26 protein-coding genes are annotated in these 24,593 nt (G+C 60.2%); 16 read left to right on the top strand and 10 right to left on the bottom strand.

From position 1 onward, the window contains the following. Positions 1 to 38: 38 nt before the first annotated feature. A protein-coding gene (locus RZS28_RS18695) for an IS5 family transposase (protein WP_407341183.1) occupies positions 39 to 796 on the top strand; the annotation gives its coding sequence in 2 pieces (ribosomal slippage) (positions 39 to 371 and positions 374 to 796; 756 coding nt in all). Positions 797 to 1,341: 545 nt separating this feature from the next. Here the strand turns inward: RZS28_RS18695 and RZS28_RS18690 are convergent. Continuing rightward, on the bottom strand, positions 1,342 to 2,232 hold the full coding sequence (locus RZS28_RS18690) for a helix-turn-helix domain-containing protein (RefSeq protein ID WP_318655185.1): 891 nt from the start codon (positions 2,230 to 2,232) through the stop codon (positions 1,342 to 1,344). An 89-nt stretch (positions 2,233 to 2,321) separates the two neighbouring features. Here RZS28_RS18690 and RZS28_RS18685 point away from each other — a divergent pair, with 89 nt between their 5' ends. From RZS28_RS18685 to RZS28_RS18665, 5 genes are all read left to right on the top strand, one after another. Beyond that, positions 2,322 to 3,494: a helix-turn-helix domain-containing protein gene (locus tag RZS28_RS18685; RefSeq protein WP_318655184.1), complete on the top strand. Its 1,173-nt coding sequence runs from the start codon at positions 2,322 to 2,324 to the stop codon at positions 3,492 to 3,494. 2 nt (positions 3,495 to 3,496) lie between these two features. Then, positions 3,497 to 3,952 carry a hypothetical protein gene (locus RZS28_RS18680; protein ID WP_318655183.1) on the top strand — a complete coding sequence of 152 codons (456 nt, stop codon included), beginning with the start codon at positions 3,497 to 3,499 and terminating at the stop codon, positions 3,950 to 3,952. Between the two features lie 647 nt (positions 3,953 to 4,599). Continuing rightward, positions 4,600 to 5,778: a Shedu immune nuclease family protein gene (locus tag RZS28_RS18675; protein WP_318655182.1), complete on the top strand. Its 1,179-nt coding sequence runs from the start codon at positions 4,600 to 4,602 to the stop codon at positions 5,776 to 5,778. 32 nt (positions 5,779 to 5,810) lie between these two features. After that, the gene (locus RZS28_RS18670; protein ID WP_318655181.1) at positions 5,811 to 6,416 is read left to right on the top strand and encodes a hypothetical protein; all 606 of its coding nucleotides are present in this window, start codon (positions 5,811 to 5,813) and stop codon (positions 6,414 to 6,416) included. Between the two features lie 372 nt (positions 6,417 to 6,788). Beyond that, entirely contained in the window at positions 6,789 to 7,193 is a 405-nt protein-coding gene (locus RZS28_RS18665) for an HU family DNA-binding protein (RefSeq protein WP_318655180.1), read from the top strand. 65 nt (positions 7,194 to 7,258) lie between these two features. Here RZS28_RS18665 and mobF read toward each other — a convergent pair whose 3' ends face one another. From mobF to RZS28_RS18650, 3 genes are all read right to left on the bottom strand, one after another. Further along, entirely contained in the window at positions 7,259 to 10,423 is a 3,165-nt protein-coding gene (gene mobF, locus RZS28_RS18660) for a MobF family relaxase (RefSeq protein ID WP_318655179.1), read from the bottom strand. 2 nt (positions 10,424 to 10,425) lie between these two features. Further along, positions 10,426 to 10,746 carry a hypothetical protein gene (locus RZS28_RS18655; RefSeq protein WP_318655178.1) on the bottom strand — a complete coding sequence of 107 codons (321 nt, stop codon included), beginning with the start codon at positions 10,744 to 10,746 and terminating at the stop codon, positions 10,426 to 10,428. A 117-nt stretch (positions 10,747 to 10,863) separates the two neighbouring features. After that, positions 10,864 to 11,646, bottom strand: a complete 783-nt coding sequence (locus RZS28_RS18650) for a hypothetical protein (RefSeq protein WP_318655177.1) — start codon at positions 11,644 to 11,646, stop codon at positions 10,864 to 10,866. A gap of 146 nt (positions 11,647 to 11,792) precedes the next feature. Between RZS28_RS18650 and RZS28_RS18645 the strand changes: the two genes are divergently transcribed. After that, positions 11,793 to 11,945: a hypothetical protein gene (locus RZS28_RS18645; protein WP_407341206.1), complete on the top strand. Its 153-nt coding sequence runs from the start codon at positions 11,793 to 11,795 to the stop codon at positions 11,943 to 11,945. Between the two features lie 202 nt (positions 11,946 to 12,147). Here the strand turns inward: RZS28_RS18645 and RZS28_RS18640 are convergent, their stop codons facing one another. Next, the gene (locus tag RZS28_RS18640; protein WP_318655175.1) at positions 12,148 to 12,891 is read right to left on the bottom strand and encodes a Bro-N domain-containing protein; all 744 of its coding nucleotides are present in this window, start codon (positions 12,889 to 12,891) and stop codon (positions 12,148 to 12,150) included. Positions 12,892 to 13,463: 572 nt separating this feature from the next. Here RZS28_RS18640 and RZS28_RS18635 point away from each other — a divergent pair. The 4 genes from RZS28_RS18635 (at position 13,464) to mobQ (ending at position 16,981) form a co-directional block, all read left to right on the top strand. Continuing rightward, on the top strand, positions 13,464 to 13,991 hold the full coding sequence (locus RZS28_RS18635) for a hypothetical protein (RefSeq protein WP_318655173.1): 528 nt from the start codon (positions 13,464 to 13,466) through the stop codon (positions 13,989 to 13,991). Then, the gene (locus tag RZS28_RS18630) at positions 13,972 to 14,760 is read left to right on the top strand and encodes a hypothetical protein (RefSeq protein ID WP_407341205.1); all 789 of its coding nucleotides are present in this window, start codon (positions 13,972 to 13,974) and stop codon (positions 14,758 to 14,760) included. Before RZS28_RS18635 ends, RZS28_RS18630 begins: the two co-directional genes overlap by 20 nt. Beyond that, positions 14,757 to 15,425, top strand: coding sequence for a hypothetical protein (locus RZS28_RS18625; protein WP_318655171.1), 669 nt, complete (start codon positions 14,757 to 14,759; stop codon positions 15,423 to 15,425). Before RZS28_RS18630 ends, RZS28_RS18625 begins: the two co-directional genes overlap by 4 nt. Before the next feature lie 242 nt (positions 15,426 to 15,667). Then, entirely contained in the window at positions 15,668 to 16,981 is a 1,314-nt protein-coding gene (gene mobQ, locus RZS28_RS18620; RefSeq protein ID WP_318655170.1) for a MobQ family relaxase, read from the top strand. Positions 16,982 to 17,090: 109 nt separating this feature from the next. Here the strand turns inward: mobQ and RZS28_RS18615 are convergent, their stop codons facing one another. Next, positions 17,091 to 17,447, bottom strand: a complete 357-nt coding sequence (locus RZS28_RS18615) for a hypothetical protein (protein WP_318655169.1) — start codon at positions 17,445 to 17,447, stop codon at positions 17,091 to 17,093. A gap of 599 nt (positions 17,448 to 18,046) precedes the next feature. On the opposite strand from RZS28_RS18615, the gene RZS28_RS18610 reads away from it, so the two are divergent. The 3 genes from RZS28_RS18610 (at position 18,047) to RZS28_RS18600 (ending at position 20,426) form a co-directional block, all read left to right on the top strand. Then, positions 18,047 to 18,340, top strand: a complete 294-nt coding sequence (locus RZS28_RS18610) for a type II toxin-antitoxin system VapB family antitoxin (RefSeq protein ID WP_407341204.1) — start codon at positions 18,047 to 18,049, stop codon at positions 18,338 to 18,340. Then, positions 18,337 to 18,753, top strand: a complete 417-nt coding sequence (locus RZS28_RS18605) for a type II toxin-antitoxin system VapC family toxin (RefSeq protein ID WP_318655167.1) — start codon at positions 18,337 to 18,339, stop codon at positions 18,751 to 18,753. Before RZS28_RS18610 ends, RZS28_RS18605 begins: the two co-directional genes overlap by 4 nt. A 1,262-nt stretch (positions 18,754 to 20,015) precedes the next feature. Further along, positions 20,016 to 20,426, top strand: coding sequence for a hypothetical protein (locus RZS28_RS18600; RefSeq protein ID WP_318655166.1), 411 nt, complete (start codon positions 20,016 to 20,018; stop codon positions 20,424 to 20,426). 107 nt (positions 20,427 to 20,533) lie between these two features. Here RZS28_RS18600 and RZS28_RS18595 read toward each other — a convergent pair whose 3' ends face one another. Continuing rightward, positions 20,534 to 20,860, bottom strand: a complete 327-nt coding sequence (locus RZS28_RS18595) for a DUF736 domain-containing protein (protein ID WP_318655165.1) — start codon at positions 20,858 to 20,860, stop codon at positions 20,534 to 20,536. A gap of 772 nt (positions 20,861 to 21,632) precedes the next feature. Here RZS28_RS18595 and RZS28_RS18590 point away from each other — a divergent pair. Together RZS28_RS18590 and RZS28_RS18585 are read left to right on the top strand one after the other, a co-directional pair. Next, positions 21,633 to 22,226: an HNH endonuclease gene (locus RZS28_RS18590; RefSeq protein WP_407341203.1), complete on the top strand. Its 594-nt coding sequence runs from the start codon at positions 21,633 to 21,635 to the stop codon at positions 22,224 to 22,226. A gap of 61 nt (positions 22,227 to 22,287) precedes the next feature. After that, on the top strand, positions 22,288 to 22,686 hold the full coding sequence (locus RZS28_RS18585) for a hypothetical protein (RefSeq protein ID WP_407341202.1): 399 nt from the start codon (positions 22,288 to 22,290) through the stop codon (positions 22,684 to 22,686). A gap of 124 nt (positions 22,687 to 22,810) precedes the next feature. Here the strand turns inward: RZS28_RS18585 and RZS28_RS18580 are convergent, their stop codons facing one another. From RZS28_RS18580 to RZS28_RS18570, 3 genes are all read right to left on the bottom strand, one after another. Then, positions 22,811 to 23,239, bottom strand: a complete 429-nt coding sequence (locus RZS28_RS18580) for a coiled-coil domain-containing protein (protein ID WP_318655162.1) — start codon at positions 23,237 to 23,239, stop codon at positions 22,811 to 22,813. A gap of 62 nt (positions 23,240 to 23,301) precedes the next feature. Continuing rightward, positions 23,302 to 23,712, bottom strand: a complete 411-nt coding sequence (locus tag RZS28_RS18575; protein WP_318655161.1) for a hypothetical protein — start codon at positions 23,710 to 23,712, stop codon at positions 23,302 to 23,304. A 150-nt stretch (positions 23,713 to 23,862) separates the two neighbouring features. Next, a complete protein-coding gene (locus RZS28_RS18570; protein WP_318655160.1) occupies positions 23,863 to 24,444 on the bottom strand; it encodes a hypothetical protein in 582 nt (193 codons plus the stop codon). Between the last annotated feature and the right edge of the window lie 149 nt (positions 24,445 to 24,593).

Here is a 24,593-nt window from a genome sequence, read left to right as displayed (position 1 = left end):
GCGCGTGGCGTGATTCACGGTTTCCGAAAGGAAAGCCGATGATTCTCGACCAGTTTTGGCTGACGGACGCGCAGTTTTCGAAGATTGCGCCGCATCTACCAATCGATACCCGCGGCAAGGCGCGCGTCGACGACCGCCGGGTCATCAGCGGGATCATTCATGTTTTGAAATCTGGCGGACGCTGGATCGATGCGCCGCCGGATTACGGGCCGAAAAAGACGCTCTACAATCGCTATGTCCGCTGGGCAGCCAAAGGCGTCTGGGTCGATCTGTTCCACGCGCTTGCGCAAGCAGGCGGGCCACCTGTGCAGGTTCTCATCGACTCCTCGGCGGTGAAGGCGCATCGATCGGCCAGCGGCGGCAAAGGGGGGAGAAAAATCAGGCCATCGGCCGCTCTCGCGGCGGACGCACAACAAAAATCCACGCCTTGACCGATGCGGCCTGCCGCCCGCTGTCTTTCATGCTGACCGGCGGCCAGGTCGCCGACTGTACGGCGGGCGCGGAACTGCTCGCCCGGCTGCCCGCCTGCGAAATCCTGCACGGCGATAAGGGTTACGACAGCGACGCCATCCGCCGGCAGGTCGAGGAACGCAGCGCGATGCCGAACATTCCGCCAAAGGCCAATCGCAAATGGAAGAACTGCTTCTCGCCGTTCCTCTATCGCAACCGCAACGCCATCGAGCGCATGTTTTGTCGTCTCAAAGACTTTAGGAGGGTGGCGACCCGCTACGATCGAAACGCCGCGAACTTTCTTGCCGCAGTCTGCATCGCCGCAACCGTCAGCTATTGGTTATGAGTCTGGACCCTAGTGTGATCCGGTATCCCAACCGTACCAAGGTGACTTGTCAGGGTCATTTGGGGTCGGGGCTTGGCGATGAAGTATCTATGGGAAGGCGATCTTTGCAGAAAACCAGTAAGTTCGATCTGAAACTCCTGCTGCAAGAGGTTATCAGCGGCCAGCCTGGGACTGAGGCAATCTACCTCTTTGGATCTCGAGCTTATAGGACCGGCAGTCTCCGATCAGACTGTGATTTGCTGGTGAAGGAGAAATCCGCCAGCAACATACGAGGGAAAGAACTCCGAGAGTTCGCTATGCAGAAGTGTTCGGCGCTAGACTTTCTCATTGCATCGGGCGGCAGGGCAATTAGCTGCATGAATGACACGCGAGTCCTCACAGCTTCACAGTCGATCCGCGTTTCCGGCGCCTCATCATCATGGCGCTGGCTGCCCTATCGGTCGAATGGCCGCTGTCGGGAAATCGATATGGCCTCGCGAACGACGTGGATTGGCGCGGAACCGGCCCAAGGCGAATGCCAATTTGGGGCGAAAGCGGGTAGCGGGTCAGTTTGAAATTTCTTCGGCTAATTTTTTGTAAGAGCCGCGTTTTGCTGGCTTGGCTTCGGCCGCCTCGACAATAGCGACGATATCGCCAATTTCCCAAAGTCGATCCGAAACGCCGGCGGCCATCGCTGGCGTCATCCGCAGCTTCAAATGAATGCGGACGAAATTGTAATACGTCATATGGAGCGCCACGGCATAAGCATGGTTCTCGACCTTTTTAGAGAACGCACGGGTCAGCCGGATGAAGCGGCGCATATGCATCCGCATGGCGAGATTTTGACGCTCCGCATATGACGTGGAAACGTTCGCCAAATCGGGGCTTCCTTCGATCCGCTCCTTGTGCGCGCCCGTGCATTCAGCGGGGCTGTAGCGGCCCTTGGCGCTCTCAGGGGACGCCCCGTAAATCTTGATTAGCATGGGATAATCGATATCGCCGCCGAACGCGCCTTCGACCGCTTCGAGGTAAGCCTTATGCCCGTCTGCGGTAAGCTGAACGCGATTGGCGAGGCGCGAGCGCAAATCGTCCATGAACCAGATGGCGCATTCGCCATCCCGACCGCCGACGAAATAAGAGACGATCAACTTCGTATCGGCTTCGATCGCAGTCCAAGTCCAGGTATCACCAGCGCCATCCGGCGCGGCCTTCGCCGTCGCGACGTTCTCTTGCTTGGCGTAGGTGAAGCTCCAAATCTCATCGACCTGAATGCCGTTCGACTTCACGTTCCGCACATTCGCATCATGATAGGCCATGCACGCCTTACCAGCGTCGATAAGAAGCTTCGTGACCGTGTTCTTGCTCACTTCGGTCAAACGGGTAATGGCGCGGATCGACTGACCTTCGCAAAGAAGGTGAAGGATGCGGGCGCGCTCTTCCGTGGTCAGCTTGTTCATAGGTTTAAGCTGCCCATTCCGCGCATAAGTCAAGCATAAACGTCATTTTCCCCTAATGGGGGATAAGGGGTTGTTAGGAAATTTTCGCCATGCTAAAAGAACAAAATGAAATCAGAATCGGTCCAGCGGACATGAAAGCGATACCTCATCCCGGAGTCGAATTGCGGCAAATGCTGGAAGACAGGGGATGGTCACAAACCGACCTCGTATTCGTATTGGGGTGCCACCCGAAATCCGTAAACCAGATCATTAACGAAAAGCAGGGCGTGAGCCCGGCTATGTCGAAGGCGCTTGGCGAGGCTTTTGGCTTAGCTCCTGGCCATTTTTCCGAATTGCAGAGAGCGTTCGATCTTGCCAGCGCCGACGAGCCAGACCCCTCTGTTCTATTGCGCGCCCAGATGCAGAAGAACTATCCAATTCGCGAGATGGTGAAGCGAGGCTGGATTCAAGACGGCGACGCGGACAGTTTGGGGAAACAACTCGCTAGATTCTTCGACGTGAGGGACGCCGCCAACGTCCCCTATCTCGCTCACTCGGCGAAAAAAACGTCTTACGAAGAACGAGCTATTCCGCCGGTCCAGCTTGCTTGGCTTTTCAGGGTCAAACAAATTGCGAGGGCTATAGCTGTTCCAAAATATTCGGAGAGGCGTCTGTTGGACGCTGTTTCGAAGCTTCGCGAGATGCTAGCAGCGCCCGAAGAAGCGAGACACGTCCCTAAGATATTGGGGGAATGTGGTGTTCGTTTCGTAGTCGTCGAAAGCTTGCCGTCTTCGAAAATCGATGGCGTGTGTTTCTGGCTCGACGAAAATTCGCCCGTCATAGGCATGTCTTTGCGGTTCGACCGGATCGATAACTTTTGGTTCGTGTTGCGGCATGAGATCGAACACGCCTTGCAAGGACATGGGCGAGGTGATCCCGAAGGCATGATCGACGCCGAACTTCAAGGTGATCAAGCGGGAACAGGCAGTTCTGTTCCTGAGGAAGAGCGCATAGCGAACGCTGCTGCCTCAGATTTTTGCGTGCCGCGACAGAAAATGGATTCTTTCATAGCGCGGAAGAACCCATTTTTTTACGAGAAGGACGTTCTTGCGTTTGCAAAGTTAAACAACCTTCATCCCGCGCTTCCTGTCGGGCAGATACAACACGCGACCGGGAGATTCGACTACCTGAAAAAATATCAAGTGAAGATTAGGCAGTTTGTTTTGCCCGGAACCATCGCCGATGGTTGGGGGCAATCCCCCGCGCTCGCTATGGAGATTTAGCAATGCCGACGCAGACGGATGAACTCCAGGCGCTCTGGAGAAGATATGAACACGACCATGAACATTTACCCGCAAGCGCGCGGGAGGTCGTCGAATGGGCTGTCGAAGAAGGGCTGCTAGACCTACCTGAGATTGATCCGCTAGACATTCTGGCAAGCCAAATGTCGCGCGCCCTTCGTGAGGAATATGCGACCGACGAAGAAGGGCGGAGATACCGCAAAAACCATGCGGTTCGCGTCACAAAGAATGGTATTCAGACCACGTTCTGGGGGATCATGGGCTTCGCGAACAGAAGCCATATGGAACGAGCGTTTACTCAGCGCCGCGAACAAGTGATTGGCGATTGCCTGCAGCTTCAAATTGACGTTGAAGCTTACAATGCGATGAACCCAATCGAAAAACCGATACAACTCGTCCTTGATTTCGCGGACGACGTTGCAGAGCGGAGGGCGGCTTAACTCTTTTTCCAGCGCGCCGCTGCGGCTTCACGCGCTATCTCCGACCGCTGTTCCGGCGTCAGTGCTCGCGCTCTTGCTGGACCGCCGCTTTGCCCGGCCTTGCTCGCACGTTTGGCAGTCATAGTTTCCGGCCGGTCCTCAATTTCCCCGCTTGCCAGGTCCACGATGAACTTGGCGAGCTGGTTTGTGTCGCGAGGGCGCTTCGGCGTTTTAGACATTAGCCGGCGACCTCCCCACACGCGATGCACGAAATTTCCGTTGAAACCGACGTTTCGCCAATTTTGGTAACTTCGAAGCCATCAGGCACGGAGTCGACCGAGAAACGCGGGCTTCGCATAAATGGATAATCATCCTCAGAAACGTGAACTTTGCCGGCCTTGCCGCACTTGGGGCATTTCAGATTCAGGGTGCAACGATCGCGTGCTGCCATGCCGTGAATATGGCACGTCTCGCCGGGGCTTTCCAGATTCGTCAATCCCGGCGAATTTCAAACTGACCCACTACCAGGGAGCTGCCTGTCTGCTTTCTGGCCCACCCTTAGCGACAGCCGACGATAGTCACCCGCGCGTTGCCAGACAAACGGCGTAGGAGTAACTTGCTCCCATATTCCCGCGTCGCTCGACCAGCAGGCAAGGAAGGCAACAAATATGGGCGACGATGACGTCGGATACTTGGTCAACTACAAGCCGGAGACACTATACGTGCATCCGGTTTCGAGCGGTATAGGCGCCTACACCACTCTCCTTGCGGATGGAGAGGAGTTGGTGGGCGAGATCGACGTAACCCGCCGGTTCAAGCTCGTGCTCTCCATGTTTTATGTGAGCGAGAAGAATGACTTCAGCTCATTCAAGCTGACGAAGCTGAAGTTCCATAAGACGCACGGATGGCAAAGGGACGGTGAGGTCAAAATCAACGGCTTCGCTCTGTCACGGCTGGGCGAATTCGCCCAGCTCCTGTCGATGCTCGATTTCACCGAAGTCACGAAATCTAGGATTTCGCTGTCGGATCTGAATTTCCAGAATCTGGGGGCTATCCTCAGGAGCGACAAAGGGACCGCCCTCCTCAAGCAGATATCAGAGGAGCCGGACTTGTCGGAGGACATCTTCGCGCTGGCCCACAAGAAGCGGGAATTGGAGACGTTCCGCAGGCTCCTGGAGGAGTTCGACACCTTCGCGGATGAATATGTCCGCCACCATGGGGTCAAGAAGACAGGCGAGGAGGACATCTGGCAGCACTTCTTCGAGCGGAGCCCGTGGATATTTGGCCATGGTCTCAACTATGTGTTCCTCGACAAGGAGGGTAAGAAGCTGGAGGCGGTTACCACTGGTGCCGCTCACGGTAACGCCGGGAACCGAGTGGACGCATTAATGCGGACCCGCGCCGCAATTAGCCAATACGTGCTGATCGAGATCAAAAAGGCATCCACCGACCTCCTCAGGAAGAATCCCTACCGTTCCGGATGCTGGACGGTCTCAGGCGAGGTGTCGGACGCCGTGAGCCAGATCCAGAAAACCGTCTTCGACTTCACCTCCAACCAGACCCTGAAGGTGCAGACAAGGACGGAGGACGGCTACTTGACGGGTGACGAGATTTTCAGGGTCCAGCCAAAGAGCTATCTGGTCATTGGCAACCTTAGAAAGATGACGGGTTCCGACGAGCGGTTCACCTGTTTCCAGCTTTTCCGCAGCTCGCTGGCGGCGCCGGAAATCCTGACCTACGACGAACTCTACGAGCGGGCTAAGTGCATCGTGGAAACCCTCGGCGGTAAGCGGCCCCCGCCGGGCGAGATCAAGGATGCGAGAGAGATTCCGGCGGCGGAGGCGTAAGATGGCCACTGCCGCGTTGGCGGAGAAAGAACGTGTCAAAGCCCAATTTTCTCAGCCTGCTCAATCCCCAGTTCACTTGGCCCGAACCGGGCGACTGGCTATTCGTTGCACCGGGCGGGCGCGCCGACGAGGGTACGCTGACGTCCCATGCATGGACGCGTCTGGTGCTGATGGCAGATGGCTACCGGGAGGCCGCCGACAGGCTCGTGGACGCAGTCGCCGCAGACGCCGTCCTCCAAAGCACCGTGGTGTACCCGGTCATCTTCCTGTACCGCCATTTCATGGAGTTGAAGCTGAAATATGTGCTGGTGACCTATGGCCAACACTTCGACGAGGACGCGGACTGGAAGTCGCACAGCCTAACGGACCTCTGGGCGAAGGTGCGCCCGATCATTGAGACGGCGGGCAACGGAACCGACGACGGTGGTGCTAACGACGCCGTGGAAGCCTGCATTAGGGAGATGTCGGCAGCGGATCCGATGTCCTTCTCGTTTCGCTACCCCGTCGAGAAGGGTGGGAAGCCGATCGTGCTGGCGTTCGAGACCGTCGACCTCGGCAACCTGCGCAGGACCATGAGGAAGATAGCCAACTATTTCGACGGACTGGACGGGTTGTTGGACCACCTGACGAGTGCGTGAGGCTGTAGCTGTTATGGGAGGCAACATCAGACTAGGCAGGACCATGAATCACCGACAACCGAGCGAATGACCGCTTCGGAACCGGACGTTACGGCCGACGAATGACTGAGATGGGCGCTCTGCTGCCGGGCGGCTCGCCCCCGCTACGACTGGTTTCGGGACGAACTGATTAGCGTCTGAGCGCCGTAGTTGGGTCGAAGAGAGGCGCAATCGCTAAGGCGGAATTCGACCAAGAGTCGCTTGCCGCGAGGAGCGGCGTTGCGAAGGAGCCGCCTTAGGATTGCAAATCAATCCTTAAATCGTTAGCACGCGGGTTTGGAAATGGCGCGCGCACGAGCCTTGCGAACTGCTTGTGCGACGCAGGGAGTTCTTATGGCAAAAGCAAAAAGCAGCAAGCCCGTAGCAACTAAAAAGGTAAGCAAACCCGAAGCCGTCGGCGTTCCCCCGGTCAAAGACACCTTGACCAAGTCGGCGCTCATAAATTTGCTTGCCGAGAAGAACGACATTCCTCGCAAGACCGCCGCGGCGGTCTACGCCACATTGGAAGGCGTATTTCTCGGGTCTGTGCATCCGCGCGGCGTCGGCGAGTTTGCTTTGCCAGGACTTCTGAAGGTGTCTCTTCGCAAAGTGCCGGCTCGAAAGGCTGGAACCTTGGTTCGCAATCCGGCCACCGGCGAAATGATCAAGGGGGCCGCGAAGCCCGCAAGCGTCCGTGTGACGATCCGCGCCTTGTCCAAATTGAAGGCGGCAGCATTGCCGAAAGCCGGATCGAAGTGAAGCAGGTCTCGCGAGGCGCCGACCCTCCGAGCGTTGGGCCGCCGGCGTCGCCCTCTGATTTTAGATCAGGGACCGGGTGACGGTGACGACGGTTGAGGGGCGGGGGCCGCGGTTGGGGCCGCCTCGGGCGCCTGCCGCGGGCCCTGCGGCTCGACGCGCTTGCCGCGCAGTTGAGCGTCGACGCCCTGGATGGCGTCTCGGAACTGGGCGACGTTTCGCTTGACGGCTTCGTTTAACGCGGCGATCTGGTCGGCAAGTTTCGCGCTCAACGTTTTCTCTTGCGCCGTCTCCCGCGCGCGCCTGCCGGCGTCGTGGCCTTGGGAGGCCCACGCGTGAAGCGTGTGACTCTGGCTGATGAAGGAATCGACCGTGCGGTTGCGGGCCCGCCGGGTGGCGTCGACGAGATCGAGCGCGAGGGCCTTATAGGGCTTCTCCGACATATCGGCGCCGATACGCCGCCAGAGGTCCGCGAATTCGACAGGCTTGGCGTCGCCAAGAGCCCGGCTTCGCTTTTCAGCCTCGAAGACGGCCGCTTCCGAGATAATCGTCCAGGTGTCGCCCTTGGCGCGGCTTTCCGCGACATAGGCCTTGAAGGCGGTAATGCCGGCCGTTCCTCGAGGAAGGGCGTTGATATGCTCGTCGGAGGTGAGTCCCTGCGCCGCGTCGATCGTCAACGCATGGCCGAACCCGAGCACAAGGCGGCCCGTCTTTTTATCGATCAGGTTATCCCAGGTAGCTTCGCCAATGCGCCCCCTTTTGTCCTCGAGGACGAGGCCATCGGCGTTTTGGCTGACGATTTTGACGATATGGCCATTGTTGCCGAAGGGAACGTTCTTGCCGTCGACGGAGGCTCGGGTGCGCTGATAGAGGCGAAGGCTGTCGCCGATGGCGACCGGCAGCTCGAAAAGACGACGGTCCTTATCTCCGCCGGGCGCGACGGCTTTATAGACGATCTCGTTGGCGCCGATTTCGCCGCGCTCCTTGAGGCGCGATCGGATCGCCTTACTGATATTGGCGGCGTCCTCATTGGTGAGGGCAGAGATGGTGATTCCGCGCTTCGAGCCCGCCGCCCGCAGAATGTCGCGCCGGGTGAGATAGAGGTCGGCGATCCTGGCGACGACTTGGTCATAATCGCCGCCAGCGAGGATCGCCGTGCCATCGTCCCGTTTCATCTCGAGCGCCTCTTTTGCGTTGGCGTCTCGAAAGAGCCCGGCGATTTCTCGGTCGCGGTTCTTCAACTGGCGGATAGTGCTCAGAATCTCTGGCCGCTCGGATTTCGGCAAGGCCCGGCGGATAATCTCGATCGTGTCGCCGGCTTCGATCGCCTGCGCTTGCTCCCGGTCGCCGAGGGCTTTGATGGTCATGCCGGTGCGGGCTTGGAGGTCGAGCAGCTGGAGCATCGGGCGCGGCGCGATCTGGCTGATTTCGTCGATGACGAGGATGGTGTTCCGCGTCGGCAGGATCTCGCCCTTTTCGACGGCCTTCAAGAAAGGATCGAGGGCGCGGGTCCATTCGATGCCCGTGTCCTGTAATTGGTCGGCCTGGTTCCACGCGGTGGAGACGCCGATGATCTCGCGCCCGCGCGCATCAAAGCGCGTATCCGCCTTCCAGGCGGTGACGAGGGGGCGCAGCAAAGTCGATTTGCCGGCGCCGGCGACGCCAGTGAGGAGGGTGAGCGCGCCGCCGCGGCCGAGCGCATAGATCGCTGCCTTTTGGGCCGCACCGTGATCGGGTTCGCTCTCGAAATCCAGTCCGGAACCGGCGATCGCTTGCCGGATTGCCGCGGTGGGGAGCGCCCCGGATTTGTCGAGCGCCGCGCGCGCGGCCTCCCGTTTCAAATTCTCTTCGACGCGGATCTGGGCGGAATTGGTGACGCGCAGAGCTTCCTTCGTGCTGCCGCTGGCGGATTTGGTTTTGAGCCATGCGGAGACCAGAGAGACATTCTCTCCCTTGAGCTCGATGCCTTTCCGTTCGATGAGCGCGACGACGTGGTCGATATCCTTGTCGCCGCCGGCGACGCCCGCCGCGATCAGCCCTCGCGCGGCATAGGTGCGGAGCTTGTCGTGATCAATGACGGCCGCCGTGTGGAATTCGCGGGCGAGATGGTGCGCCGCGAACGCATAGGCTCGTTCGAAGCGTTCCGCGGCGGCGAGGACAGGATGCTCCACCTCCTTAAGGACGGTCTTGTGCGTCCAGCCTATGGCGTCGGCCTGCGACCGCCAGATATCGCGGTCGTTTTTGCTCCCGTGCTTCTCGAGGCGCGCGGCGAGACCGGCTTGCGAGAGAATTTCGGCCTTTTTCTCAGCGGAAATCTCATTCCAATCGAGGCCTTGGGCGTCGGCGAAGGCTTTGGCGTTGCCGAGGATCTGTTCGCGACTTTTGCTGAACGTCTCGACGGCGATCTGAGGAATGGCCAGCGCGACGACGGCCTGTTCTTTTTCGTCATATCCGACGCTTACGCCGAGCCGGCGCAATTCGTCGGCGAGGACCGCTTGCGCGAAGGCGCCGAACTCGTGGACGCGTGAATGCAGCCGCTGGGTGTCGAGCGAGCCGACGCGGCCGTCCTCGGTGACGACGAGATTGAACATTGCATTGTGGATATGGTCATGCGGGTCGCCGGCGATCGGCGCTTCCATGAGATAGGTGGCTCCCGTCCGCCCGTCCCTGACCGGCAGGGTCGGCCGGGCTATATGATGGCGGAAGCTGACCCAACCGACGTCACCCGGCTCGGCGCCGTCCTGGCCGCCATTCCCCCGCCGCGCATATCCGATCTCTTGCGCGATATAGCGCATCGCCGCTTCGTTGGCGCGCCAGATTGCCTCGCGGATCGCGGCGGACTCGGCGGGGCTCGCGGCGAACTCGGCCGCAAGGGTGACGGATTTGTGCGGCGAGAAGGTGAAGTCGTAACCGCTGATTTCGCGCTTATTTCTGGACCAAGCCGCGCCGGTGTCGGCCCGCTTGCCCTCGAACAGCCGATCGAGCTCCTCGTTCTGCGGCGCGCGATTGGGATCGAGGCCAAGGGCTTGCGCGACTGAGGCCGGCATGTCTTGCCGCCAGATCGGACCGATATTGCGCGCCGTGTAATAGCTGGTGAGCCGGCCGCCTGGATCGAGGAGGCGGCCGGCGGCGTCGAGGGCCGGCTCGTTGGCCTCGCCGGGGCTGGTTTCGGTGAAATACATCCGGATGAGCTTGCCGTTCGACCCCGCGGCGAATTTTCGGAAGGTGATCACGGTCAGGCGCCCGGCTTTGCGGCGAGGCGCGCCTCAGCCGCCCGGACGGTGTCTTCCGGCAGGTCTTGCCGCATGTCGATGAGCAGATCGACCGTCTTGCGCGCGAGGGTGAGTTGCTCGCCGCCCAGAGCGATCAGATGGGCGAGGAGGTCGCCCAGGGTTGGCTCTCCGGGGTCGCTCTCTTTTGGCGTGAGAAGCGTGACGAGTTCGTCGAGCCGTGCGTTTGTTATGCGAAGCTGATCGTTCTGGTCTCTGACCGCGGCCGCGATTTCATCGGCTTTGGCCTCGATCCGGGCGAGGGGTTCTTTGGATTGATCGCTCATTTCAGGGTCCACATATGGAGAAGGGGTTTGTCGGCCCGCGGCATTTTCGGAAGAGGGGACCTTCGCGCGGATCGTCGAGGCGCGCCGCGCGGGGTCGCAGGCCCCCTTTTCGTCGGGTCAGGGCAGCAAGTGAGCAACCGGCGCGAAATTGGTTTCCATCTTTTGCAGCCAGAGCGCCGTGTATTCACTCGTAAACGGACTGATCCTGGCGGCTCCAACCGGAGAAAGGCCGGCTTTTGCCGCGGCGAAAGACAGGCGCTGAACTTCTATGTCGGATGAACGGTGAAGCGTGGGCATCCGGATCGTTTTGGCGCCGCGGGAAATGGCGTTCGTGACGAGATGATGGGCGATGACTTGGTCGAACGCCGTCTCCGGGGAGCGGTCCGAAAGCGCTTCGTTGAGGACGATGATCGTCGTCGCGAAGGGGAGCAATTTGTCCAGATAGGCGAGGTATGAAAGATCGGCGGGATTTGGTCCGACGACGTGGATGGCAATCTGACGAATTTGGGCGTCCGCCAAGACGGAGAGGCAGCCGAGCTTTCTCAGGTCATCGAGTGTGTCGGCGCCGGGCCCAAGATCGACGACAGCGCTGAGCCTTTCGTCGATTTGACGGTCGCCGATGGCGCAAAACCAGGCAAGGACGTCCGGCTCTGATCGGCCTGAAAGTCTGAGGGCGTCCTGGAAATAGGGCGACAGGGACGGAGTGATGCGATCCGCGTCGGCGACGACGACCTCTCGGCGTTGCGAGCGGGCGCGCTCCACAAGCCAGCGGGCGAGAAGGCTTTTACCGCTCCGGCCGCGTCCTAATGGCAGAACGAATTTTGGCGTCGAGAGATCGATCGTAGGGGCGGCTTCGGCGGCGGCCGAGAATGAGGTTGCTTGTTCGGCGATAGGGTTCATGTCCGAGGCTCCTTGTTCGGGACCTGGACATTTGAGGGTGGACTTGCGCGAATGAGATGGACGAACTCGTATCGCGTTCGTGCGACTTCCGTGCGAGCGTTTCAGTGGCGAGCCTCACCCCGCGGATGGTCAATTGAGCGCAGAATATGTTGATGCTCTTTCCCGAACATCTCAGCCACGACGCGGCTGTCGGCGATAGTCTTTCCGCCTGCGATGGATACGAGAGTTTCGGCCGCAAGGATCGTTTTCTGATCGCGGCGCGGCTCTTTGTCGTCACGTTTCATGTGTCGCCTATGTGATTTGGTTGGCATTGAGCTGCGCGTAAGGGCTTCGGCCATCGGGGTTTTGGCGCAAAGTCGCACAGCCTGGATTTGGGCAGCGAGCCAGGTCCCCAGCCTTTAGCAAGGCGAGGAGCGATCCGCGCGAACTCGCGATGCGACGAGAATCGCTTCCGCCAGCGTCGAAGGGCCGAAGCGTCCCGGGTTCGTTCCGCAGCGCGCTTTAACCTCGCATGCTGTGGGTGGAGGCTGGCTCGGCGTTGCTTTCCGCAAAATTGTGCAGAACTCGATCCGCGATCACAGCGCCATTGTCGATGGCGACTTCGAGGTCACGCAGCAAGGGCGCATGTTCGGGCACGACTTTGTCAAATAATGAAAGCAGCACACGTGTTTTTTGCCAAAAGACCTTTATCGTATTCAGCGAAAGCGCGAGGAGCTTTAGGTTAAGGTGATCGTCTTCAACGAGAATTGAGTCGAATGTTGTCTTGAAGAAATGGTATTCTCCATTTGGGAGGACGGTCAGCACGTACCGGCCGACGCGGGGTCGGGGGAAACGAATGGCGTCAATATTGATTTCAATTTGTGGATCGTCATCCTGCTGCTTGGCTTCGTACTTGCCGGTGTTGCGGATCGACGGGAGCACTTCGTGCGTGACCCACCGCTGAAACCGCTTGGCCTCCGCTTTATTGCTCCTGAGAATTAAGTTGTAGAGGCCAAATTCGTTCACGGAGAGCAGCGATTGCTCCCCGCCAAGGGTCCGTATTTTACACGTGCCCTTTTCATCATTGTCGAGTCGCTCGACTGCTTGACTCGTGTCTTTGATTTCGAGCGCCCTACAGACATCGGCGGCGATAAACCAGATCTCGCCGTCTTTCGTGATCGTGCGGACCGTTTGATCTTCGAATGTGAATTCGACCGGAGGGGTCTCGTTCTGCGCGCCATTGGGCTGCGTGTGACCATCAAGCATATTCTCTCACCTTATTGAACTCATGGGCGTTGTCGGCGACTTGGCAGGCGCGCCCAATGTCAGTTTGAGGCCGCGCAGCGAAGACGCCAATCATTGGCAAGTCGTCCGGCAGGCCTTCAACAGGCGTCGGAGCGCGTTGCGCGAATGCAAAATCGCGCCCGCTCACTTCCACTTTTCTCATTCAACATAGGCGAGTGCTGTGGTGTTGCGCTCGCGCAGCGCGTAGCGGCTGCGCCGGCCCCGCAGGGGCCGCAGCATCTTCGATGCAATGGTGCATTATACATCGGATTTTTTGGCGTTTTTCGTGGCCCGTGGATGGCCCGGCGGCGGACCGGATGGACCGGAGACGGCCCGGCGATGGACTGGGGTGGCGTTGCGCGCGGAGTCGCGCGGGCAGTTGGGGCGCGCCCTTTTTGTAAGGCATAGCGGGCGGAAGCGCTATGCGCTTGGTCGGCCAGCTAGCGCGCCTCATGACTGCTCGATCCGAGCGCGGCGCAAAGAGTGTCATTTTGTATTCGCGCATAACCAAGCCTTCGCTCGCGAGTACAACGTGAGCGGATGAGGCGTTGGGTATGGCTGGTTCCAGGGAAATCGAAAAGGGAGCGTATCGGGGGCACGGCGACGTCTACCGATGGCTGCGCGAGCATTACGAATCGGTCGCGGAATGGGTCGCAAAAAAGAACCCGTCCGGGGAGGCGATCGCGGAGCGGCTCAGTGACGCCGGCATTTTTGGGGCGAGGGGAAAGCGGCCAACAAGCCGGGCGGTGCGGAAGGTTTGGTGGCGGGTTTGCCGGGATGTTCTCGCGGAGAATGAGCGCCTGGCGACGCAGGAAGCCGAGAGGCTGGCGAAGCAGCGCGAACTTATCGCCGGGTTTGGAACGACCAGGCGAGCGGGAACTGCGCCGGCGCCGATAGGTCCGCCGCTGGCCGCTGTTGGCAGCGGAAGCACGTCGGAGGCGAGGGTTCTCACCCGGCCTGACGGACAACCCGAAAGCTCGGTCGAGCGCAACAAGCGCGTGATCAAGGAACGATTGGAGAAGTCCAAAAATCCGGCCTGGGCGCGGATTGAAAAAGGAGAAGATGATGGAATGCGCGATTGACAATGCCAAGATAGTGCAGGGACGGCCGGTTTTGGTAGTCCGGAACGGGCGTGGCCGGACGGGAGGATCCACGTTTCTCGATTTCCTCATTCAGAGAGCGAGGATCGAGGGACGGTCGGTCCTGGTCGGCGACGGCGATAGGCGTAACGCGACTTTGGCTGCACTCTATGCGCCAGGGACGCCAGGAGGGGCGTTTCTGCCGAAGTCGGACGAAACGCCGGATGTAAAAGAGTGGATTCGCGGTCTTGTGTCGAAAATGGCGCAAGAGAGAGTTTCGCTGGTGCTTGATCTGGGAGCTGGGGATCAGGCGTTGGCGGAGTCGTGCCGGGAACTCGATTTGGTTGAGTTTTGCGAGGAGCATGAGGTTGAGCCCTTGTTCCTTGGGACAATGGGTCCGGACCCGGAGGATTTCGAGCATCTCTTGACGATAAAGCGCGCGGGATTCTTCCAGACGCGGAGAGTGATTTTGGTGTTGAACCACAATCTCGTGCGGGCGGGCAAGACTGCGGACGGGGAGTTTGACGCTATCCTTGAACGACCAGAATTGGAGGAATTGGAGGGACCAGGGTTTCGAATCCTGCAAATGCCGCGCTTGATTTATATGGAGAAGATTCGGCAGTGCGGGCTGAATTTTTACGAAGCGGCGGCTTACGGAAAGCGGAAAGATGGACGGCCGATTGATCCAATGTGGCAGTTTGACGCCAAAAAATGGATCAAACACCTCGAGCGTGAAATTCAGGAAAATGACGTTGGGGAGTGGCTGCCGTGAAGGAGGCGCAAAAAAGCGAGAAGGAGGCCGTGCCGGTTGTGGCGCAATTGCGCGAGGCGGCGCAGGCGTTGGGAAAGGCGGCGTGGCGAGATGGCATCGAGTCGTCGGGGCCCCTTGGAATTTTCGTTAAATCATTGACGGATTTCGTCGTGCAATTCGCGGAGGTCCTTGGGCGTATGGACGCATCTATGGAGGCAAAGATTTCATCGCTTGAGCGCGCTTCGGATGGCGAGGTGAGGAAGCTGAAGGTGCTGATTGAGGGCGGTACGAAGGCGGTCGCCCTTGCCCAGGTCGCGGTGGAGCAATCGAAGCGAGAGCAGGAGAAGACGGTCGCCGAGGTTGCAAAAAATATGGGCGCGAGTTTGGTTTCGCGGACGCAGCAATGGCTGGTGGTGCGGGAAACGACGCACAACCGGCGGGTAGCGATGCGGCAAGCGTTTATCACGAGTGCGGTGGCCTTGGGCCTTCTCTTCGGCGGCTACCAATGGCGTGCCTGGGAAGACGAGCCGGCGACGGAGGCCTTAGCGCGATGCGTGACGACAAAGGTCGCGTTGGCGAGCGAGGGTCGTTGGATGTGCCAGATCAACGAATTGCTTCCGCGTGAGACGCGGAGCTTGCCGAAGACGTTGAAAGATTTCGCGCTGGATTGGTGGCCTTTTACTTAGGGAGGCGCGGGTGAAGGTGCGGACGAAGTGGGATCCGCGATCGCACGTCGCGCTGATTGGTCCAGATTAAGAGGGTGGCGGCGACGCGCGGAGCGCTTCTCAATGTCGCGCCGCCGATCGATTCGGTCGCGCGACAATTTTTTGCGCTTTGGCGTTCGCGCGGTCGCCGGGGAGCTTCGGTCTTTCGGATGAACGTTGTGGTTGGACATCGGTCCGGCCGGCGCGAATGTCAGGGAAGATCGATGGCGATTTATTATTTGAACGTGAAAACGGTGAGTCGGTCGCAAGGGCGGAGCGTGGTGGCGGCGGCGGCTTATTGTTCGAGATCGAAATTGCATGACGACCGGCTTGGCGAGGATCACGATTTCTCCGCCGTCTTGGACATTGTGCATTCGGAGATGCTGCTGCCGAAAAATGGGCCGGATCGGTGGCTTGATCGAGAGGTCTTGTGGAATGAAGTCGAAGCGACCGAGGGGCGCAAGGACGCCCAACTGGCTCGAGAGGTTGAGCTCGTCATTCCGGGTGAATTGTCGCGCGTCGAGGGAATTCGTTTGGCGCGCCAATTTTTAGGCGATTTGTTTGTCGGCATGGGGATGGTCGTGGATTTTAGCATTCACGGAGTGGTCGGCACCGATGGGCGCGAGATGGTCTATGCCCATGCGCTTCTTTCGATGCGCGAGATTTCGGCTGCGGGGTTCGGCAAGAAGCAGCGGGTGTGGAACAGTCCAAAGGAATTGCTGAAGTGGCGGAAGCAATGGGCGTCGCTTGCAAATAAATGTCTTGCAGATGCCGGTCGTAAGGAGCGGATCGACGATAGGGCCAATTCTGTTCGAGGCCGCGGGCTCGAGCCGCCGAGGGTCGGCTGGCTTGAGCACGCGTCGGTCGTTGATGTGGAAACCGCGTGGTGGAATGGCGAGAGGATCATCGCCGAGCCGGGGCTCGCGCTGGAGGCGCTGGTTCAAGTAGGGCGGTCATTTTCGCGTCGGGATCTGGCGAAATTCGTGAAAGAACGCACCGCGGACGAGGAACAATTTCTCATTGCGCTGAGCAGGGTCGAGTCCTCGACTGGCATTGTTCGGCTCGGCGTCGGTGACGATGGCGAGGAATGTTTTTCGACGCGGACGTCGGGTGGCTTGATGGGGCCCAAGGAGGCGGCCGACGTGCGGTCCTTCGAAGACAGTGCGGGACGGTCGATCGGCGCGGGCGGATTGAGCGAGGCGGCGAAGGCGTGGGAGGCCGAGGGATTGCGGATTCGCGGAGTTGGCCTGACCTATGATCTGGCCAAGGCTTTCCAGAAGAGGACCGGGATCAAGAGCGTCGCCGTGCATGGAATTCTTGGGAGATGGAAGAAGAAGGAGGATCTACTCGAGGAACGGGACGTCCTCGTCGTGAACGATGTCGCCAAACTCAGTGAGAAGCAGAAAAAATGGATGTTGGCGGCGGCGCGCGCCGTTCATGCGAAACTCGTGTTGGTCGACGGGGAGAAATTCACGGTGGTCGATGGCGCGCGTGTCGGACTCGATATTGAGGCATTCGAGATGTTGGCGGCCGAATGAGCGGTGCATGGAAGCGGGTCTGAACGCTTCCCGCGAGGCGGAACTTTTGCGCGCGCCTGGCGAAAGAGAAAAAGAAGCGGGAGACTTTCGCCTCCCGCCTCGTCGGCTGTCAGTGTTTCTGGAAGGCGAGAGCGGCTCCGGTTTTGGTCAGAGCGAAGATCAGCGCGGGTACGGCGCATCCGAGGGCGATCGCGGGATAGATCATGAGGCCCTGCGCGTGAGAGGCGAAGGCGAAGGCGTTCATCTCGGCGGATGTGGCGAGGGTCCCGACGATTGCCGGGGAGGCGTATTGGCTGACGGCGGGGCGGATGTCGATGGGCGCAACGAGCAGGGCGACTTCGAGTGCGACGAAGCCGAGATCGATGCCGACGGCCATGAGCCACGCTCCCGTGGTTCCCGATCCGGTGACGAGTTGGACGCCTTCAGCAAGGTGGGAGAGCGAGAGGCCGACGAGGACGAGGCCCACGGCGAGGATTCCAGCGGCGGCGACGGCGCGCGAGGTCTGGAGCTTTTTGGCAGCGTGTTTTTTTGGCGCGCTTGGTGGGCTTGAGCTTTTGTTTGTCGAGCTTCACGACATTGGTTTTGGCTTGGATGTTTGAATTGGCGGACATTGTTGATCTCCTTTGTCTGATGACAAAGGCGCCCGACTATGCGGGGTCGGCGCGGGTCGAGGAGCGCGGAGCGGCCGCCGGAGGCGGCGAATGGGGGAGCCGATTTGGTCGATCGAAAAAAAGAAAATGTGCGCGCATGCGCGCTCTTTCCGATCGGCGAAATTGGGGGAACCGTTCGTCCTCGAGGCGTGGTGGAACCGCATGGTACAATGGGCGGTCAGAAAGAAAGAAAATGGTTCAGCTGCCTCGACCCAAGATCCATCAGGATGGAACGGGCGGGTTCAGTCGCGTCGATCTCGTTCGAGACGGGCGGGGCCGCGCGACCGGATGGGGTTTGGGGGCCTGGGCGCTTTTTAGAAACCTCGGTGTCATCGGGGCGGGGAGAGTTTTGAAGCCATCGGCGCCGGCGGGGGGCGAGCCTTCGGTCCTGGAGTCGAAGGATCCGTGTCCTCACTTGTCGATATACCTGGAGTCAGGTATTTGTATATCCGACATGAGGTATCCAATGGCCTATAGCATCAAAGACCCGGAAACCGATCGAATTATCCGCGAACTTGCGCGGGTCAAAGGCAAGCCGATCCTGGATTGCATCCGTGAGGCTTGTGAAAACGAACTCGAGCGGGAGCGCGCGAAGATCCCGCTGTGGGAGCGGCTGCAACCTCTGGTCCGGAAAGTCGCCAGCGCGCCGAAAACGGGCCAACGCGCGGACAAGGCGTTTTTCGACAAACTGTCGGGCGATGGGCAATGATGATCGACGCATCCGCGATCGTCGGGATTCTCAATGCGGAACCCGAAGCGGCGGCGCTCGCGGCCGCGATCGGGGACGCCAGGGCGCCCTATACGTCGCCTGTCGCGATCTATGAGGCGACCGTCGCACTGATGCGTGAGAACCAATGGACCGGCGAGGAAGCCGGGACGGTCGTTCGTGAATTCCTGGACGTCGCGTCGATAAAAGTGGTGCTGATCAGCGAGAGCATGGCGGGAAGCGCTGTTCGCGCGTTCGAGCAGTTCGGCAAGGGCCGGCATCCGGCTCAATTGAACATGGGGGATTGCTTCGCCTATGCGGCCGCGCGGGCTTATCGCGCTGCGCTCTTGTTCAAAGGAAACGACTTCACGCAGACCGATCTCAAAAGCGCCTTGGACGAAGCGGGTCGCGGCTAAAGAGGCCGAGGCTGGCGGCCCGATGTTTCGGTGTTGAGCGAAATGAAGAATGGCATCAGGGCTTCGATGCGCGGCAATAGGATCCCGTTCCCTTTTTCGGCTTTTGAACCTTTGGTCGCGTGTCGACGCGGATCGCAACGCCGGCATTGCCGGCGCGGGCGCGGAGGGCGCGGGCCTGTTCGTTACGTTGGAAGTTCTTTTGGATCGGTTTCATGGGCGGAGCTCGGGTTTCAGAGTTGAGGCTGGATGCTGATGCAGGGGAAAGCCGACCGCGAGGTCGGCGAAATTTGCAGCCCGCATGGGAAGGCGCGGGACTAGCCGGGCTTTCGCCATGCAATGTTGGCTCGTCTTTAGTTGCACTCGAAAGCCAGCCGCCGCGCGATCTGTGCGATGATAAGATTGCCGTGGCAGGGCTTGTTCATAGGGGCGCCCGCGCACCAGCACATTAAGATCAAGCGCTTTCCGGAGCGAGCCGATTATGCCGGGGGCAAGAAACGAAAGTGGCGCGCGGCAGGCGCGCGCATTGCGCCCGGCATAATTGGGGGGACCGCGCGGAAAGTTGGGGATACCCTCGCCATGGCCTTGCTGGGGAGAGGGAGCAAGTCTCCCTTTCCCCGTTCGGCGCGCCTCTTTGCGCGGCGTCGGACATATGAGGAAATGTTCTCCATCACCGAAGTGATGGGGGCTAAAATGAATGATTGCCGAAGGCGGCAATGTTGGGATGGCATGATTGAAGAGGGCCTGTGGCGCCTTGTGGTTTTGGCTGGGTGGTTGGGCTGGCGCGAGATGGGATCGTAACCGAAGACGAAGACGTCATGGACGGCTTCGTTCGCGGAGCGAATAGAGCCCGGCCCGCGAGGCGGGCTCGCAGCAATGTCATCGCAAAGATGGATATTGGACGGACGCCTGCGGTCTCTGGACCATATGGGCCGCGGCATGCAAGCATCCGTACTGGCGCTCACAAACCGCGGGAATGCGCGGCTGACGAGCGGTTCAGAAAGTGCGGGGCGCCGGAGAATAGATCGGCTCACGCATGCAGTGAGAGCCGGCGGCCCGAGAGCCGGCGTGCGCTCAAAGGAAGGGCAATCGGATGAGCCGAGCGCAAGCGCAGGCCGTTACAGTGGCCCAAGAAAGACCTTGACAAGTTTCTTATTCGCGCATCCCGCGGGGATGCTGTCGGCCATTCACGCGGTTTGTCGCGTCGAGATGGTCGGAGGCTTGGCATGGGCGGAAGGGAATTTGGGCCGCGGAAAAGGCGCAAAATGCTTCGGGGCGGCTTGCGGCGGGGGATCAGCGTTCTCTGGTCGTTGGGTTTGATGCTGACCGGGTCGGCTGTTCTTGGGCTTGCCATAGCGGGGATAATGGCCCCGCTCGAAAGCGCGGGCCTGGGTCTGGGCGCGGGCGGCATGATGGAAGGCCGCTCGGCATCCATCTCGTCCAGGGGGTGGATCCAGCTCGATGACAGGGCCGCGAGCGGAGGAGAGGAGTCGATAGCGGAGAAAAGCCTGCGATCGGGTGAGGGTCAAGAGCAATGGGAGCCACGGGGCTGGGCGCGAATTTGCCGGACCTGGTGCGTGGTCGGGGGCGACGTCTGCCTCGACGCGTGTGAGGTGATCAGGGGCCCCGAAACGCCGGAGCGCGAGGCTGCGCTCCGCGACGCACACCATCTCTAGACCGCAAGGGCAGGCATAATCGGGCGGCATCTCGACGCGCGCCCGAGAACCGAAAGGCGCAGACAGAGCCCCGCTCAGTTTGTCCGAGCGGGGCTTGGCAGTTGATCTTAGTCTCCATTCGCTCTACGGCTGCGGGACCAAACGAGGGTGTAACCTTCGCCGCTCTCGTCATCGAAGAGGCTGGCGTAGATCGGCGCGTTGAAGCTCGGATCGTCCAATTTGACCGAGAGGTAATCGCGGTCTTCGGCGGAGCGTTTGGCCCATGCAGCTCCTATCTCAATTCGCCCAACGTAGACCCGGTAGCTCGGTGCGTTGTCGTTGGAGCGGCTGTGGTCGGCAACGATGCGGACGTTCTTGGCTTGCAGGCTGAGGGTGACGATTTCGCCGAGGATCTCGCCGTTGGTGGACTTCTTGAAGGTTCCAATGGTAGCCATGTTGATATTCCTTGATAGCTGTCTTCGAACCCGCGCCCATCGCGGCCTCGATGGCGATCGAAAGGCCGAAGGCGATCGCCGCCGCACCCGCATGCGGGCCGTAGCGTAGCGAAGGACGCCAGACGGCCGAGTTTCTTGGTGCGCGAGGAATGGGCGGAACGCCCAGGGGAAGAAAGTTGGACGGACGGCGTTGCGGCTTAGGCGATCGAGGCGTAGCCGGCGTTCGGCCAGATCTAGCCATTGAAGAGGTTGCGTGGACGACATGGACGTGACAGCGGCCTTTTAAGGATAAACTGGCTTCCATGGCCTGTTGTCCATGTTGCGGTGTGTTTTGAGGAGAATGTCGCGAAAGGCGCGATTGGCTAACTTTGCTCGCGAGCGACCTTAACAGAAGAGACAAATCGAAGCCGTCACAAGGACGTCTACGTGTGGATAGAGACCTTGATCGCGGCTGGAGCCGGATTGTTCCGCGCGGGCAGTGACTCTCGCGCTGGAGATCCGGCGGCGCGCTGAGAACGAGCAGCGGGCGTGGCGATGCTGCGATGTAGCGCTGTCCTCACTGGATGCTGCAGCTCGAAGACAAAGAAAGATCCGCCGGCGGGCAAAGCTGGCATGCGCGGGCGATAATTTGCGCCATGTGCGGGGCCGGGGAAGGCGTCGCGATTTGCGACGCCCGTGTCGAGGCCTGCTGCAATCGCTCGCGCGGGTTTTGGATTCGCGCAATAGCGACATGAAGTTTCATCCGACGAAGCCACAAGGCGGAGACGGAAAGATGGGTGAGACATTTACCGGAGCATCTGATCCGAAGACGGCTCGGATCATGGCATTCGGGGACCTATTCAAGGCGGCATCGCACAGGATGCTGGGGTTTGCGGGACTAGCGATTGCCTTGGGAGGGCTCGGTGGTTTGATCGTCATGTTGAATGCTAAACCGGAGGAACGGCTTTTGCCGGATCCTGACCTGACGCCAGGGGCTGTCGTCGATGTTAGCCTCGAGGAAATGTGCGAACCTGGTTATGCGGCGAGAGTGCGGAGCGTTGATAGTTCGGAGAGAAAGCAGGCGTTCAGGATGTATGGTCTGTCGAATGTGGATCGACGGGACTATGAGCTCGACCACCTGATCCCTTTGTCCCTGGGCGGCTCGAACGACATAAAGAATATTTGGCCGGAGAGCAGGATAACCAAGCCTTGGAATGCGGAGGTGAAGGACACTCTCGAAGACGTGTTGCATCGAGAAGTGTGCGCGGGTCGGGAGAGGTTGGGTAATGCGCAATGGGCTATTCGGACCCATTGGATTCAGGCGTATCGGATGTATGTCGGATCAGAGCCGGAGCGCTTCGTGGCTCATAGTCGTCCGGGGTTTTGAGCGGCGGCGGAGCGCTGCTCGGGTGGGAATTGAGCGCGTAATTTATTGGGAGAGAATTGTCGTGGTGAATTCGGCGGCGGAAAAAGGCGTCCTGCGCGATTGGGCGGGCAAGGACAGCGTCATCGCGAGCGTGGCCTGGCGGAAGGAGGAATTGTATCGGATCGCCTTGATCCGCCGAAGCGACGCGGGGGTGGCGCTTCTCGAGATCCCGCGCGACGTCAGGGACGGGATGAGGTTTTTCGATAGCGATGCGGTGAAAATGCGGGCGGGTCTATTTGCGCGCCTGGTTTCTTGCGCGCTTCGCAATATCGAATTTCAGAAGCCCGGCGAGTTCGGCATGGAAGCGGTGCGCGACGGCGCGACGCCGGCGGAGCTCGGCAGCATCCGGCGGCTGGCGCGGCAAGTCGTGGGCGTGGATCTCGGCGAGTTCGAACTGCCCGACGGACCGCTGTTGAACTGAGGAAGGCCAAGGGGCGAAGCGCCCGGGCGGCTTGGGCCCTGCGCGTTACGGTCGGGTGCCGCCGGCAGCGAAGCGAAGCGAATGATGACCCGCCGGCGGGGACGCGATCGCCGGGGCCGTGGCCTTAGTGGAGGTATTTAGCGATAGCGAAGACGGCGACGACGAGGGCGATATTGAAGCCAAAGAACCAGCGCAGAATGTCGTTTTTGGTGTTCGCGATTTCTGTCCTGACGCTCGCGATATCGGTTCTGACGCTCGCGACTTCGGTTCGGACGCTCGCGATATCGCTTTTGGATTCGGTTCTTAAAGCCGCGATGTCGCCTTTCAATTCGGCCTTGAGATCGGCGATATCGCTTTTGAACTCGGTTCTTAAAGCTGCGATGTCGCCTTTCAATTCGGCCTTGAGGTCGGCGATCTTGAGTTCCAGCCTATGTTCGACGCCTTCGACGTCTGCCTTGGTGGCGGCTTGCGTGTCGATCAGCTCGGCCAATGCGGTGACCTGCTCGATCGAGAAACCGGAAGCTTGGAGTTTGAGAATAGCTGCTGCGCTCATGGCGTAATCCTATCACGGCGAAGGGGTGGGAAGAAAGGGCTGCGGCTGGAACCGCGCGCCCACTATGGGACGCGGGCCCCATCGTCGAAGCGAATGAACTTGGCGATGAAGGTGAAGCGCGTCTGGCCTCTCAATTCGTATGGCTTCCAATATCCGTCGAGGGTCAGGCCGACGCCGACGACGAGCTTTTCGAAGACGCCGTCGATCTGGTCGCGGGCAAAATGGCTCGGGGCATACCATGCCGCGCTGATCGTCTTTCCGTCATCCTGCGTCCCATGAAGATGGAGGCATTGGTCGCCGGAGAACGAGTGACGGCATTCGGGGTCGCGGTCGAGGGTCAGAGCGACGGTCCTGCGGCTCCATTCCTGGCGGCGGTTCCTGTCGCTGGCGATCTCTTCGGCGGCGCGGCGCTGTTCGTCTGCTTCGCGCTCAGCTGGGCTGGCGGGTCGCGAGCGTTTGCTGAAATTGATCATCGTCTTGGCATCCTTGTAATCGAGGGGCTGGGGGGAGCGGGGACCTTACGATCCCCGCCCTTGCCGCTGGGAAGCGGTCTTGAGACGCATCGCGGGGGCGCCGCGAGCGCGTGATCGGCGGGGACCTCGATGATCCCCGCCCCTTGGGCCTCAGCCGAAGGCGCTCATTTCGGCGGCGGACGACCGGCGCTCGACGCTCTGCTCGTTCGGAGCCACGTAAGGCTTCCAACCCTCGCCGGTGATCTCCTTGTAGGCGTTGACCGCGCCATCGGCGGCGGCCAGAAGGGCGTAGGCCTGCATGGCCATTTCGGCGGCGAATTGGCGGGCGCGGTCGGCCTTGCTTTCGAACCCGGCCGGAGCTTGGCGATCCTCGTCGCGATATTCGTTGGAGAGCGCGCTGGTCAGATTGCGGGCCTCCGTGACTTTGTCGCTGTAGAAATTGCCAGCGCCCTGGGCGGAGCTGACGAAGGCGCCGACGATCCGCTGGAAGTGCATCTCGGTGGCCTTCTCGTTGAGAGCCTCGTCGAAGGAGAGCCATGCCTTGCGGAGCAGCTGCTCATGAGCTTCTCGGATGGTTTCGTATTCGGGCAAGAGGAGCCCAAAGCTGGCGGAAACTTTGGCCGCGATCTGTTCGTCCGGGCAAAGAAGCTTGGCGGTTTCGAAGGAGATTGCGGGGCGCGCGGTCTTGGAGCGCTTGGCGGCGGCGTTGGTCTTCGCGTTGGTCGTAGCCATGGTCTTGATCCTGTCTCTGAGCGCCGAGGGTTTCGCCGGCCCGATGCCGGTTTGTTCCCCTCGGTGCGGTCGACAGAAGCCCGGCCTTAAACCGGGTCTGCACCGAGACAGCCGCCTTGGGCGGCTGCGTGCGCCGGAGCGGAGCGGAG

This window comes from Methylocapsa polymorpha (genome assembly GCF_045689225.1).
GTDB classification, from domain to species: domain Bacteria; phylum Pseudomonadota; class Alphaproteobacteria; order Rhizobiales; family Beijerinckiaceae; genus Methylocapsa; species Methylocapsa polymorpha.
Note: the sequence above shows the minus strand (reverse complement) of the source record. Positions and strands in the feature narration are given on the sequence as shown.